Here is a 15,288-nt window from a genome sequence, read left to right on the forward strand (position 1 = left end):
TTCCTTTCTTATCGCTTACTGCGCCAGTTTTCATCACGGCCGAGATTCGATTCTGTTACCCGTTTTATATCATATAAAATTTCGCTGAAAAAGCGTTCCGATACTTGTTTTGGTAAAACACGTCTCTCATGATCAATTTCGTCGTAATCATATGAACCGCGGCTCACCGTGCCTGCTTTGTAAAATTGAATTTCAAATACGCACACATCTTCCTCGCCTTCATATCCAACCGGTGCCCCCTCAAACGCAAGCTCCGCCCCTAATCCGGCGCGAGTATCTTCTTTATAGAATGTATAATATACACCGGCATCTTGAACCGATCCACGGCTCCAGCCGTACTTCGTCATCTTACCAAACAGCGAACGACCATTGATCTGAATACCAGCAAATCTTTCTACAGTTACTTCCTCATTGTCCTCCACCTGAAATACCTCACGAGCAATTTGCGGAAATGGCTGAGTCACCTCATAATCATCTAGCTGTTCCTTCCATAATTCCCTTTCGTCCGCGGACAATTCTAACGGATGAATTAAACCAATAACGGTATCTGGTGTAAGTTCATGCTCTTCTTCTTCAATCGTATTGAACGTGCCATCCTCCATATAGCGGAACATAGCAAGCAACTTTCCTTCCTTATACTCGCCCCAAATGAGTGAGATAGCAAATTGCTGCATAATTGGATTTTCCACAAACAGAGACTTCCATGTATTTTGTGACCAATAGCGATTAAGAGAAAGCGCTGTTTCAAGACGCTGCGTTTGCATCGTAATCATAGTTCGGAGCTGCTTCTTTATAGATGATAACTCCGCCTTAGCCTCCTCAGCTTTTTCCGCATCATCTTTTGCATTTGGTTTCGGAAGCGACTTCATTCGTTTTCCTTCTCCCGTTTTTAGCTCAATTTTCAAGTTTGGAGTTAAATAGGCAGTAAATGTTCTGCTGCCGTAATTAATTATCTTTTCACCGCGTTTATTAAAACCAAGGTCTGGGACAAGCTGATCTTCTAATTCTTCCTCTGTTATACCACGCGTTTTAGCAGCGAGATTCAGCGCTTCTTTCGCAGCATTACGCACTTGCTTATGTTTATACTTAAATGCCATCGCATGGATAGACATTAGCCCAATATGTGATTGGGACAACGCTAGCGCCTGAACGGACGCAGCAGCAATAGCTCCGCGCATGCCAAGTGCCCACTCATCAATCTGCTTTTTAAGCTGCAACGCCATTTCGTCATCACTGTAAATACCGTACAACGAAAGAATACCGCGTTTCTTCGATTCCGCGCCTTGAGAAATCCAAAGCTGATATATCGCTTGTATATTTTCTTTCAAATCTTGTTCGTTAAGAGCAGCACCTATTGCTTCCGCCGCTTCCTTCTTCTCAATGACGGAATCTGATATATACTGCTGAAAATATGCAAGAGGAATCATTGCATCTGCAATGGTATCGGAATCACGAAGGCGGATTTGCGGTTCAAATCCGAGCCACTGCACGAGTGCATTCCTTTTTTGCGGCGTTAAAATACGCATGCAAAGAGCTTCTATACTTCCTGATGCTCCTTCTAAGTCTCCGTCTTCAAGCAATGGAGCAAACTTCTCCATCAAAGAAGCGTTTTTCTTTTCTTGTAAAGCTTCCTGTACAAGCTTTGTATATTTGTCAGTTTTATAATATAAAAGTGTTTGCATTACATTTTCGCGTACAACTTTCTTTCTATGATTTAATTCCTTTGCTACATCCTCTGCAGCTTCCGCATCTTTTGTAAGAAGTTCTACTGCAGCCGTACGTACCTTTTTGGAGGAATCCCCAAGGCTTTGAATGAGAAGATCACGCGTCTGAGCCGCGTTATTCTTTGCCAGCTCATCCAAAATGAAAATTCGTTCATCCACAGAATACTCAGCAAATTTCTCTGTTACATATGCCCGTTCTTTTACAAACAAACGAACGAGCGCTTCTCTTGCCCTACTTCCTTTTTCATTACGCTCGGAAGCTTGTTCAACAGAATAGGTAATGAGCTTCTCTTTCGATAAACCATAGGAAAGAAGCTCATTCAACATTTGTTCCGGTGAATTTTCCATAGCAGCATACCGCTGCAGAAGTTCGTATAAACTATAGTTATAGGTTTTCCCGAGTTGAAGCGTAAGAACTGCTTCTCTCTTTGCCGCTTCCTCTATATCCCAAAGAAGCGCAATTTCTAAAACAGGCATTCTCCAGTAATTATTTCTATACTTCGAACTTTCGAACAGTTGCTTCATATCCTCAAATGATAAATTTCCTAATAAATAGTCCCGATATGTACCACGTATGTCAGATGATTTCGTTTGAAGAACAACCGTTAAAAACTCTTCACGTACTTTGTTTCTATGTAACTCGTACCCTTTTTCCGCTAAAAGCATTGATACAAAAAGGTAATGACTTTGACTTAAATATTGCAATGTACGCTTCACAAATTCCGGTTGTTCTTCCACCATACGAAGCAACAATTGGTATTCATATACGCGATCAAAATCAACAACACCTAAATGATGCTGTGTAAGGCGATATGCGAAAAATCTTTCCTCTGAAATACCGAATTGCTCGCACAAATCTCGGGTTGTTTCATACACTTGTGTATCAAAACTCTTTGTTTTTCTGTAATTTCCAGATTGATCAAGAGTATGGCACGCATGGGAAATCGCATAATTCATAAAATTTTTAACAGAACGTTTCGCTAACAAGTCCATATATCGTTTTGCGACATTCGAATACTTATAAACACGAAATAATAGCAGCCAAGTAAAATCGGGTAAAGACGAACCGACAGAAACTTCGCTGACAGATTCACCTCGAACGTACCTTTTTGCCGCTTCTATCTTCTCTTCTGCTCCGCTTAGTTTCAGTATAAACTCCGCATGCTCTTGCAATTCTTCCTCCAATAAGGAACTGTAAGTAAGAAATCTCTCATAATCTGCGTCGAACATAACTAGAAGCAAAAGCAGCTTTTGCTGACCTGTCAGTACTTGCAACTGTTCTTCTATATACTTCGGATTCTCCTGTATTAATTGTCTAAGAAAAACATCCGCTTCATTTACAGAACGCGAAAGATTTGTTAAATACTTACAAGCAGTTGCTACAAGCCTATCGAACGAAAGGCCGCTTTTTTCGAAATAAACCTTCATATCTGGAAAACTCACATGTGTAAAACGTACGAGAAGAACATTCAACAGTTGATCCTCAAGCAAATGATAAAACAACCGAAAATAAACTGAATCTTGCTTATACGTTTTCCTAAAATCATTCATGAACTGCCAAGCAAAATCACTTCGCTTATTTTCACGAATGGTCGTTTGTTCTATATGTTTTAAAACTTCTTCATCTCTCGTTTGCAAGTAACGTATTGCTACTTCCTCTTGCGCTCCTGTCATATTAAGATGTTGAAATAACTGATATGTACCGACTGCCATCTTCTCTGCCTCCCTGTTCATCACTGCAACTTATATTTGGTTACATAATAAATATGATAACGCTTATTTTTTCATATATCTGAAATTTCTCATTCCAAAACACTTAATTGTAATAAACCGTTTTATACAAGATGCGGAATATATTTACATTACTAGTATACCATATTAACCCATACACGAACATACGTTTCTTGTAAAAAGTTCCATATTGTATGTTTTAGAGATTTATGTTTCTCGAAGATTTTTAAAAAATATATGATGTATAACATCATCAGATTTCTATACTTGTAATTTATAACGATATGTTTCGTTATATATCTTTATATTTGTGTGTGAAGTTTAAAAGTTATAATACTTATGGGATCACTATAACAAATCTAGCTAACATTAACAGTTAAAATATTCTTTTAAAAACGCATAAAACGATGACCAAGTTTCCTTTAACTCTCCATTTAAAAGCAGCTCATCTCCGCCTTCAAAATTAACCGAGTAAACTTTATCAGTTACACTATCAAGCACTAGTACAGCATTTGCTGACATCTCACTTAAAACTAGATACTTTTTAGGAAATCCATGCTCATTTCGAGCAATAATTGTGTTTGATTCAATATTGTTCTCTTCATCTACAATATCTAGCAACTCGTAGGGAACGTACTCTTCCCAAAAAGGCCCGGCATACCGATGATAAAATTCACTGAATGTATCAGACACTTCTACACCTAGGCTAGTTAAGAACTCTTTCGCTTTTTCCTTATCTTCGCGTTTATAAATGTCTTCTCCAAGAACTTGGTCTAATTTATTAGGTAAAATATTCACTTTAAGTTCCTCCTGGGTTTGCTTTCCTCTTCGCAAGCGAAGCCTCAAGTAATAAATGAAATCGTATAAATTTAAATTGCCACATCCTGGTAACCTACTTCAGTTACTTTTTCATTTAATAGACGAATCCCTAGTCCATTTTCTATATCCCATGTACAATTAAATGTAATTCCGATATCTCGACCTTCAAAAATACCCGCATACGGAACAACAATTCCATCTAAACTTATCATTTCTAGTATTTGATCCATTGTTTCAACGAATGGATAATTTTCATTTACTTCAATATCATAACCTAGTTCATGTCGCTCTTGTTTGTAATAGTCTAATATTGGTTGTAAAAAACTTTGTTGCAACTGTTCCCATTCATTTACAAAAAAATGAATGGTAGTATCCTTAGACCAAACATAATCGTATTCAAGTTTACCGAAAACCGCATCATTTATTGTCATTTTAATTCTCCTTTTTATTTATTGGTAAATCCCCATACATAAACACAAGTGCATTAATTTCACCTACTCCGCCCAAATTTACTGTTTATCTCTGACGGTACAAGCCGCATCTTTACATCATTTAATTCATGCTATGTTAATTTGTTTTTACGTCGATATTCATTCACTTGTCTTATGTACTTTTGTGTTTTTAATTTTAGAACCCTGAGCTGTATGACTCTAACACAAGCTGTTAACATATGTTTTTTACAATACCAGTTATTAAAACTACTCCATAGCATTTAATCTTTTCAAATTAAACCTCGTCAGCCAAAGCGTCATCGTAATTCTGTAATTCTTCTATAATTTCTTTTAATTGGTCAATATTATTCATAAATTCTTGGTGAGAAATTTCTTGATAATCGAAAACCCCCTTGCTATATTCATCACTATCAAATATTTCTACTTCTGCACCTAACTTCAACAAATTATCAACTAATTCTTTTAAATCCTCCATTTCATCGGTATCATTCGCATCAGTTTCGGCAAAAAAATCTTTGTTTTCAATTTTATTTTTTATTTCTGTAATTCCTAAACTAGTATACTTTCTCAAAAGTACTATATATTTATTAAGTGAACCATTCGGGCTTATTCTAATTGCTACTTTACTCATCTATTATTCTCCTTTCTATATATTCTCTCGCTCAATTTATGTTCTCATTCAAACTATCCAATGTTAATTTCATATAGTTTTCATAACTATTATCTATTCCATCTCAGCCATATAAACAATAAAATTCCCTTTTGGATTCCCTTCAGAATACTCTCCATCCCATCCACATGGAAATCCACCAATTTTATAAATCTCCAAAATTTTCTCAAAAAAATTATTGCTTTTTCCATTTATTGCACGATTTATTGCACAATTTCTCAAATCAGCTACAACATCATGAAAAAAATCACTTAGTCCATTATCACTCTTTCTTACATGTTCATCTATCAAATCTGTAAGAGCATCTAATCCTGCTGGTCTTTCATCCTCATTTAAATTGTAGTAATCACCCCAAACTTCACTCATTTCTAATTCTCTAATATCATTCCAAGTATATTCATCGTCACCAAAAGTTGCTTCATAAGCCAAAAATGTCGCTTTATCAATGTCTTTTATCACTTTAATATCTTTTAATAATTCCTGCGTTAAACCAGAAAATTGAAACATCCTTGAAAATTGAATTACCTCTTCTACTTCTATACTATGAATGCCATAAGTCATTATTTATTAAACCACCTTTCCGAAAGATCCATTGTCGCTCGTCCGCCTCGATTCCATACAGGTTTAGATTTATCCATTGGAAAAACATCGTCAAGCAAATCATTTGATGAGGAGTTTAAAATACATCAACCAGTTAAAATAAAATTCATTCATTTTTAGGAGAATGAAGAATCTATATTGAATTGAAGGAGCTCCAACTGAGAATTACTAACTAGTACTACTTCTCTTCTAATTTTTTCTTTAGATATTCAGCAATTTCTGTTTGGCCAAATTCTCTAGCATATTCATAGGCATCCATATTCTTAATACTTTCACCAGTATATCTAATTGGAATTTCTATACCCTTTTCAACTAGAAACTCAACTACTTCTTTATGCCCGCCATAAATCGCTCCAAATAATGGATTTCTTTTTGCTAAGCTCACATCTAATTCTGCGCCAACTTCTATTAGATACTTTACCATCTCTAAATGTCCTGCTCCTGCTGCCACATTTAACGCAGAAGCATCGAATGTACCGCCTCTAGCATCAATATCTATCCCTTTTTCAATTAGATACTTAACTATTTCAAGGTGCCCTTTCTTTGCTGCTACATGCAACCATGTACCAAATGAAGTCATTGTGTTCAAAATTTCTTTTTCATTACCTATTAATTGTTTGACTTCATGAATATCACCAAGTTTAATCGCATTCCTTATTGCTTTGTTTACACTTTTTTTATCCAAAACAAGTCCCCCTTCATTTCAATTTATCTTCTACTAGCTAATTCTTCAAGAACTTCAACACCCTTTATTTGCATATCCCTAATCATAGACTTTATCTATTGATCCACCATTTACTTTTCCCGCTTTTCATAAAAATGCCCCTAAACAAATTCACTTGTTTAGAGGGATTTTGGATTACTCTATTTTTTTAATAGTAAATAATATCAAATTTTGTTATTAGGATATCTTTTTAAATAAAAAGTCTCTTTTTCTATTCTTTTTCATCCATCTTTCTCTTTAAATATTCAGTAATTTCTGTTTGTCCTCTTTCAATGGCGAATGCATAAGCATCCATATCTTTCATGTTGTCACCAGAGTATTCTATAGATATATCTATAGATATATCTATATTATTCTCAACTAACAATTTAACAACCTCAAAATGACCACCATATATTGCAGCAAACAAAGGATTTTTATCTGGTTCACTAGTATCAATCTCAACATTCTGGTTAATGAGATATTCCGCAATATCTAAATGCCCTTTTGTAGCTGCTCTTTCAAGGGCATTTGTAGAAAAAGTTCCACCCTGTGCATGAATATCTATCCCGGCATTAATAAGATATTCTATTATTTCTAAATGCCCATGAGCTGCAGCTACATGTAACCATGTACCAAAGGGTGTCATCCATGTTAACATTTCTGGATCTTTCTCAAGTAAATCTCTTAATGTATCCAATTGGCTACCTTTTATGGCACCTCTAATGTCTTTCGCAACTTGAGTCTTATCCATTTTAGTTTCTCCTTTAATTTTTATCTTCTAGAAGCAGCTTGTTTTCCAAGGTCTTCTAGTATTTCAACAATATCATCTAAGTCTCCACCTGCTGCATCCTAGCCTTTTATTTTTTAAGCTACGTAGCTAAATCATATGGTTTTGTATTTTATAGTTGGTCAAGTTTATTTACCAGTATACGTGCTATACATTCCACATCCCAACTATCACTTTTCTGTATCTTCGTATGGCTTTTTAATACAAGTGTTAAACCATTATCAATAAATTCCTTCTCAAAATTCTTTAGATTATGCCCACCAACAATCCCTACTTATTACTTTAATTAAAGGCTAAAGAATAAAGAAAATCCACAGTTTAAAAATCTTCTACTGTGGATTCTTACATTGGATTGGCTACACTTAGTTGGACAGAAAACTTAAGGTCAAGTAGACTACAGATCATAACACTTGAGGAGAATCTACGATGACTAAAAGAGAACGTCGAACATTTACTGATGAATTTAAAAATCAAATCGTTCAATTATATCAAAACGGTAAACCGAGAAAAGACATCATTCGCGAGTATGATCTGACCCCTTCTTCTCTCGATAAGTGGATAAATCAGAGTCAGCATTCTGGTTCATTTAAGGGAAAAGATAATTTAATAGCTGAACAAAAGGAATTGAATGAACTTCGCAAAAGAAATAAACAGCTAGAAATGGAAAATGATATTTTAAAGCAAGCTGCGCTGATACTAGGACGAAAGTAAATGTGATCAAGAATAATCAGCACAAATACTCGATATCAGCAATGTACCAAGTCCTGCACCTCCCAAGAAGCACCTATTATTATGAAGCAAGAGAAAAAATGGTAGAGGATGATATCACGTCTGATGTTTTTGAGATTTTCCATGCCAATCACCAAAACTACGGGCCACGTAAGATCAAACACGAATTACAAAAGCTTGGAAAGACTATTTCAAGATGTCGAATTTATTTATCTATGAAAATAACACTTTCACATTCAAATCAACCCACAATTGAATCACTTCAAGCTCAAGTAGAGGAACTCACCGCAAAAGAGAATAATCTAAGTCCCTATCATTATCTTTGTTATTTGTTTGAAACGCTTCCCAACATCGATTTAAACAATAAAGAGGAAATTGATAAAGTCTTGCCGTGGTCAATGGATTTACCATCTAGTTGCAGAGTACCGAAAAAAAGTGAAGCAAACAAAAAATAACTCCAAAATCAACTTTTATTGTATATTTTGGAGTTACTTTACATTTACTCTATGTTTGTTTCTAAAGTTAAATCTGTATAGGAATTATCCTCATCTATATTTAAGATTACTTCACATTGACGTAATCTCAATTCAAAGAGCGTTATAGAATCATGATAAACTTCAGGATTTGATTTCATTTTATGCAGTGTATCTTGTTTTTCTTGTATTTCTAAATGAGTGTTTTCTACAGCTTGTTCCAACGCGCCAAATGGATTTCTAAAGAACATATTAATATCCCGCTCTTGTGCGTTTTCAAATAGCTCAAATTGCAAGAAAAATTTGTTCATAATAGAAGCCGTTACATCGGTATAATCTTCATTTTCTAAATACTGTTTGTATTTGTTATATAGCATAGCTTTATTTTTAGGAAGAACTCCAAATAATTTACCGGCACTTTTCAGTAAAAATTGGGCTGGTGTAAATCGGCGTAAGATATTTACTTCTTCCATTTGTATTCTAGTTGTCATTCTATCAGTATCTCTGCGCCAGTCATCAAGCACTTTAAAGTCACATTCTAACTGTATTCGATTTTCTCCACATAAAGAATTAAGTCCTTCACTGATTTCTTCTAAGTACGATTGACTTTGAAGGAACTCGTTATTAGAAGTTGCAATCCAATTTTGCATAGAGCGAGCAAGATTAGGTAACACAGTTTGTTCTAGATATTTTTGAACTCTTTCGTTCATCGCTGTATTTAGTTCAATATCAATGTGCCCAAAATCGCTTTCTTCACTAATTAAATCAGAACAACTCTGCAATAGTTTCGGAATATGTTCTGTAAGATCATTAGCAATTTCGTTTTTCATTGTACGATATGATTCTGTAATTAAATGAATTTTTTCCTTCTCAAAAGCAGTAAGGTTATTAATAAAACCATTTAGTTTAACTAACATATCTTCATTCCAATTAATAGAATCCACTAGGTTATTTTCCCTCTCGACGCGTTTATCTAAAAGATATGTAATTGTTTTTCGAATGAAAAACAATAGCTTTTCAGTACGTTCTGCATCGATATTTTTATGGTTAAAGTTAAAATGAATAAACTCAGTTAAATCGTTTAGTTGTTGACTATTTGTATATAACGAAGAGTAAGGGAAAATTCTCGCATGCGGGAAATATGCGTTTATTCTCGCTTGCGTATCATGTATAACTCTTTTTGCTTCTGCTTCACTGTAAATGTTATCGATTTTATTTAATAAGAAATGAATTTGTAGATTTGGTGTATGTTTTTGAATGCTTAATAGAATGTCACGTTCTTTGTCAGTAAAAGGTGAATCCGCATTCAATACGAATAATAATTCGTCTACAGAATTTAAATATTCGTATGTCTCATCTCTAGTGTCGTTGTTCCTATTAAAGCTAGGTGTAACAACGAATGTAAGTTTATTTTTACTTAAAAATCTGCATGGTAATTTAAATTCAACACATGCTCTATCTCTATATGTTTGGCGGTGTAGAGACATCATGTTATGGTAATCAGAGAAATTCTCAGTTGTTGTAATTACCGAATCTGTTATAGCGTTAATTTCTGTATGAGCGTCATTTTTAAAGACAACTACATTTGAGATTGAGTTTTCTAATATATTTTCTCCTAGTATAGAGTTAATAAATGAAGCTTTTCCGTTTCCTGAAGTTCCAGTTACTAAAAGGCGATTTGTTCTTAAATCTGCAAGTTCGCCAACTAACCATCTAAATCGATGACCCATTTCTAAATCATGTTTTTGTGCCCACTGTGTAATAGATTCAAAAAGATGTAAACTATACTCTAAGCCATTCACATGATTAATAGAATATGACAGTAGGTTTTCCGCATGTTTTATATTTGCTGAATCTATTTTGGAAGGGAAAATCTCATCCCATGCCAATACTGCTGCAGATGGAAATACAGAATGAGACGGATTGGCTATCTTTAACCAATTTGTTAAAAGATTTGGAATGATATCGTGTAATTGTTTTAGCATATATTGACCTTGAATTAATTCAAAGTACGTTTCTTCGTAAAGAGAAGAAATTTTGTCCCATATATCGGACGAATGTATTTCGATATGTAAGAAAAATTCATTTATTGTTTTAAGCCATAATAAGTAATTTTGTTCATTTTTATAGCTGTGCCAAAGTGATGAAACAATTTGTGTAAATTGTACTTGATCTACATTATTTAATGTAACTAATACTTTATAAAAATAGTCTGGTGAAATATTTTTAGTAAATCCTTTATCGATATATTCTTTTAGAACCTCAAACCATGGAAAAGATTCTGTTCGAATTAACTCATTCACAGCAAGCTCTACTGCACTGTCAAAATCTTGCTGTTCTTCATAAAAGGAACGTGCAATTGTTGTGACGTTTGGATAATCGGGATTTAAAGAAACCGCTTCTTTAATAACAGCGAAAGCTGAATCAAGATTATTTTGCTCGATGTAAAGAGACAGTAATTGCAGTACAATTTCGGTCATAAGTATTTTGTTATCAGTAGTAATGGAAGTATAAACATTTTCAGCAACTGATAATTGGTTAAGTTCGAAGTAAGCATCCGCAATATTTTTTTGTGCCCATGGTGCTAATTCATTACTGACTTTCTCCCATTTAAAAATAGCTGATTCAAAATCTTGATGGTGATAATAAAATTCACCTTGTGCAAAACGAATATAAGATCCATCGGAAATCTCATTTTTTTGTTCGTTAAAATAAACTTCTCCAAGTACTTGAAGAGGTGGATGTGTTTCATTCTCTATTAGGAATGTTTCATAATATATCTTTTTTATTAATTGTTTTTCTAATCTCATTTTTTCCCCCACTATATCTTGAAGAATACATTTTTCTCCATGTGTCAACACTTTTTTTGTATTTATGTTTTTTATTTTAACAAAGAATTTCTTTTGGAAAATTTCATTTTTCTTTCATTTTTTAAGTAAGATTGAATTTTAATGAGAAAAGTTTCAGTTTTTTTTCAATTTCCTTTCAGTTGTGAAACAACATTAGATGTTCCTAATAACTTAATACGAATATAATATGCTACATTAAGTTATAATAATGTACTCTAAAATATGCATCTTCGATTAAAAGAGCGTTAGGTGAAATTTGGTTCATTATTACTACTTTGGCATATAAATCGAATATTTTTCCTGTCTATTCCTTTTTTATTTAGATATTCAATAAGTTCTCTTGTACATTCTCTAGCTCTCATATATAAGTTGTGCATTGATTATGTAGTCCAATACTTTATTTTAATAAAAAATCTTTGTATAAAATGAAATTTAGTCATCAGTCTACATCTTTATTTTATTAAACTTGAAACATAAGAATAGATAAATACAATTAAACCAATGATGTTTTAGTCTAAAACATTATTTTAACTGAACAATTTTAATTTGATTTAATGTGTATTTATAATTGGAATTCCTGCCATTTTCCAAATGATTTTGTTTTTAAGATATGAAAATGTAAATCTAAGGGATGCATCTTAATTATTATTTATTGGTGATGATGTTCGCCTTTATTGGAACACTATTCTCTAAGTACTAAACGATTTAAATATAAAATGTCCTTAGAATATAGATGAAGAAGGTCCTGTGCATATTGGCTTTTGGTAATGACACGAATATGCGGATACCAAGCCTGTTTTTTTGTGATATTATGAATTTATAAAATATTATGAAATGAGGCTGATATAACATTGACTAAGCGTTCGTCCCTTCTTTTAAACTACTCTATTCTTGGTATAGCAATAATTTATTTTTTATTTAGCTCATTTGCCTTTACTTACAATAGAATCACAGGAACCTCTATGGAAAAGACATTAATATCAATCTTCAGTTACTGCCCCCTTATATGTCCTAGTGACAGGGTTCTTACCATAGACCGCAAAGCACCATGATGTCAATGATTCTCCTAATTCGAATGCTCTTCTTTTATGATTTAAATGTAATGAATTATAGTATTTCTATATACCCTTCTGCTCCATTCACCCTGATCCTTTGTCCATCCTTGATCAGCTTCGTAGCATTCTCCACACCTACAACTGCTGGAAGACCGTATTCTCGGGCAATGACAGAACCATGGGTCATCAAACCACCTACTTCCGTAACCAAGCCTTTGGTAGATACAAACAGCGGTGTCCAGCTAGGATCAGTAAAGGCTGTAACCAATATATCTCCCTCTTCTAAATTCGCATTTTCCATATTTAAGATGACGCGTGCTCTGCCCTCTATAACTCCGGAAGAAACCGGTAGACCTACAATAGCTTCGGCTGGGAGATTTTCTCGTTTGTGTTTACCTACAATGATTTCACCATCAGACGTGATAACACGTGGGGGAGTTAGTTTTTCATATAGTTTGTACTCTTCTTTTCGTTTGCTGATGATCTGGTAATCCAATTTATTTGTGCGTACGACTTCACGAAGTTCCTCAAAAGTAAGATAGTATATATCTTCTTTTTCACGAATAACTTTGGCTTGTACAAGCTGTTCGGCTTCTTTCATCAAAGTCTGTTTATAGAAGAAGTAGCGATTAATCATGCCGTATTTTGGATACTCCCGATAACCGATGAAATTCCGGATCAGGCTGATCATTCGTTTTGTCTTTTCGGCTTTCCGTTTACCACCCGGTAATTGCTTCAATCGGTCGAATAACTCTTGTTCTTTTTTCAAAGCTTCCTGTCGCCCTTGCTCAAATTTTCGCTTGCTAGCATTAGGCTCAAAGTTTTTGATGTTACTGAGAATCATAGGGATGAGTGTAGTTGGTTTTTCGCTCCAACGAGGTTTAGTAATATCGATTTCTCCGGTACATCGCATTCCGTATTTGTTGAGATAAGCATTGATAGCGTCTTGGATTTCCTGTCCACCATCAAACTTAACCAGTTCATCCAAAAAGTTATCATCTTTTACATGTTGTAAATAATTGATTACTTCCGGGTAAGGACGAATCACATCTGCGACATCCAATAGCGCCAGACCCATTTCCGAAGTAATATTGTTTGGTACAGATAGAGAAAGCGTGTCTGCTACGTTTTTTTCACCTAACCATTTCTGCATTTTTTTATTGATCCAAGATGAAGCATTCATAGCAACCATAATCGTATCCAAACTTTGTGGGTTAAATAAAATCTTCTTTAATTGCTGGTAATCTTCTAGAATAAAATCAAATAAATCCAATCCTGATTTCGTTTGAATGTTTTGTTTTAACTCTTCTATTGATGTTTCACTACTCTTAATCAAATCAAGAACGATTGTTGGATCGTTTTGGAGGTTTTGTGCTAGAAAACCCCAAGACATACCTTTATTGCTTTCACTGAGACTCCGTACTTTTTTATTATTGGGTAACGATTTTATAAAATCTTCTCGCTCTACTATGGTCATAAGTGCGTCTTTCATGAGCGGATCGGATTGTTCCATTGCATTTAATAAAATTTTTCTGCTGATAGGTGAAGCAAGAATATGTGTGTGATCGATAAACATTCTCCCACCTGCGTGTCGCAACGGTTGATCATAGGTTAAATGAAAGAGGGACATGCCAAGTGGCTTAATCGGTTCCGTCATCATCTGCACATGACCGACAGATACATAAACACGATTCGCTTGATCATCTGCTTCAGGGACAGGGTATAAAGTAGTGATGGGACGACTTTGCACGATATAAAATGTCTCGTCAGCCAGACACCATTCGATATCTTGTGGGCAACCAAAATAAGCTTCAATCTCTCTGCCTATGCGTGCGAGCTGTAAAATTTGTTGTTCAGTAAGTGTTTGCGTCTTTTGCTGATCAGGATCGATCTGCTGTGTCTCTGTTCCGCCTTCTTTTAGTCCATAGATAGCCAATTTTTTGGTTGCTATCATCTTATCGATAATTTTATCTTCTTGCACCTTATAGCAATCCGCAGATACCAAGCCGGAGACAAGGGCCTCTCCTAGTCCAAAGCTAGCATCGATCGACAGCACCTTGCGGTTTGAGGTAACTGGATCAGCTGTAAATAGTATTCCGGAAGCTTGTGGAAAAATCATCCTTTGAATAACAACAGACAGATAAACCTTGCGATGGTCAAATCCGTTTTGCATTCGATAAATCACAGCACGATCAGTAAATAGTGAAGCCCAGCACTTACTAATATGTTGTAAAATTGCATCTTTTCCTTTGATGTTTAGATAGGTATCCTGTTGACCAGCAAAGGAGGCAAATGGAAGATCCTCGGCTGTAGCACTTGAACGAACAGCATATGCATGCTCGAAGCCAAAAGTTAAGAGACATCGATTGATATCTTCTTCGATCCCCTTCTCAATCTCGATCCCCTCAATCAGCTCACGAATCTTCCTGCTAATTTCACTAATTCTTTCTCGTTCGTCCACTTTTTGAACTGCTAGTTGATCCAGTAATTGATGAAGCTCCTTATTTTTCCCAATGACTCTTTTATATGCCTCAGTGGTAACACAAAATCCCTCTGGTACAAGTATTCCTTCAATCCTCGAACATTCGCCCAAATTCATCCCTTTGCCACCGACCACCATTTGTCTCGTTTTATCGATCTCCTGAAACTCTAGTACATATGGTTTCATTTCTTTCCCTCCCATTTATCGCTCA

At 34.8% G+C, this 15,288-nt stretch carries 9 protein-coding genes and 2 pseudogenes; 2 read left to right on the top strand and 9 right to left on the bottom strand.

The window, feature by feature from the left end; translation table 11 throughout:
* Nucleotides 1-8: 8 nt before the first annotated feature.
* The 7 genes from QRE67_RS14730 to QRE67_RS14760 all read right to left on the bottom strand — a co-directional run bounded on the left by QRE67_RS14730 (nucleotide 9) and on the right by QRE67_RS14760 (nucleotide 7,453).
* The gene (locus tag QRE67_RS14730) at nucleotides 9-3,437 is read right to left on the bottom strand and encodes a DUF4132 domain-containing protein (protein ID WP_286120915.1); all 3,429 of its coding nucleotides are present in this window, start codon (nucleotides 3,435-3,437) and stop codon (nucleotides 9-11) included.
* A gap of 387 nt (nucleotides 3,438-3,824) precedes the next feature.
* Nucleotides 3,825-4,253: an SMI1/KNR4 family protein gene (locus QRE67_RS14735; protein WP_286120916.1), complete on the bottom strand. Its 429-nt coding sequence runs from the start codon at nucleotides 4,251-4,253 to the stop codon at nucleotides 3,825-3,827.
* 71 nt (nucleotides 4,254-4,324) lie between these two features.
* Entirely contained in the window at nucleotides 4,325-4,705 is a 381-nt protein-coding gene (locus tag QRE67_RS14740; RefSeq protein WP_286120917.1) for a DUF2004 domain-containing protein, read from the bottom strand.
* A 295-nt stretch (nucleotides 4,706-5,000) separates the two neighbouring features.
* Nucleotides 5,001-5,357 (bottom strand): hypothetical protein, encoded by a 357-nt coding sequence (locus QRE67_RS14745; protein ID WP_286120918.1) that lies wholly within the window; start codon nucleotides 5,355-5,357, stop codon nucleotides 5,001-5,003.
* A gap of 93 nt (nucleotides 5,358-5,450) precedes the next feature.
* On the bottom strand, nucleotides 5,451-5,957 hold the full coding sequence (locus QRE67_RS14750) for a hypothetical protein (protein WP_286120919.1): 507 nt from the start codon (nucleotides 5,955-5,957) through the stop codon (nucleotides 5,451-5,453).
* 217 nt (nucleotides 5,958-6,174) lie between these two features.
* Nucleotides 6,175-6,681, bottom strand: a complete 507-nt coding sequence (locus tag QRE67_RS14755) for an ankyrin repeat domain-containing protein (RefSeq protein WP_286120920.1) — start codon at nucleotides 6,679-6,681, stop codon at nucleotides 6,175-6,177.
* A gap of 250 nt (nucleotides 6,682-6,931) precedes the next feature.
* Nucleotides 6,932-7,453, bottom strand: coding sequence for an ankyrin repeat domain-containing protein (locus QRE67_RS14760; protein ID WP_286120921.1), 522 nt, complete (start codon nucleotides 7,451-7,453; stop codon nucleotides 6,932-6,934).
* 462 nt (nucleotides 7,454-7,915) lie between these two features.
* On the opposite strand from QRE67_RS14760, the pseudogene QRE67_RS14765 reads away from it, so the two are divergent.
* A pseudogene (locus QRE67_RS14765) lies at nucleotides 7,916-8,439 on the top strand (transposase); the annotation flags it as partial.
* A 63-nt stretch (nucleotides 8,440-8,502) separates the two neighbouring features.
* Nucleotides 8,503-8,673: pseudogene (locus tag QRE67_RS14770) on the top strand (transposase domain-containing protein); the annotation flags it as partial.
* 44 nt (nucleotides 8,674-8,717) lie between these two features.
* Here the strand turns inward: QRE67_RS14770 and QRE67_RS14775 are convergent.
* Both QRE67_RS14775 and ppsA read right to left on the bottom strand, forming a co-directional pair.
* Nucleotides 8,718-11,501 (bottom strand): dynamin family protein, encoded by a 2,784-nt coding sequence (locus tag QRE67_RS14775; protein WP_286120923.1) that lies wholly within the window; start codon nucleotides 11,499-11,501, stop codon nucleotides 8,718-8,720.
* 1,146 nt (nucleotides 11,502-12,647) lie between these two features.
* Nucleotides 12,648-15,263, bottom strand: a complete 2,616-nt coding sequence (gene ppsA, locus QRE67_RS14780; RefSeq protein WP_286120924.1) for a phosphoenolpyruvate synthase — start codon at nucleotides 15,261-15,263, stop codon at nucleotides 12,648-12,650.
* Nucleotides 15,264-15,288: the final 25 nt, after the last annotated feature.

Origin of the sequence: Bacillus sp. DX3.1, assembly GCF_030292155.1 — a bacterium.
In the GTDB taxonomy this organism is placed as follows: Bacteria; Bacillota; Bacilli; order Bacillales; family Bacillaceae_G; genus Bacillus_A.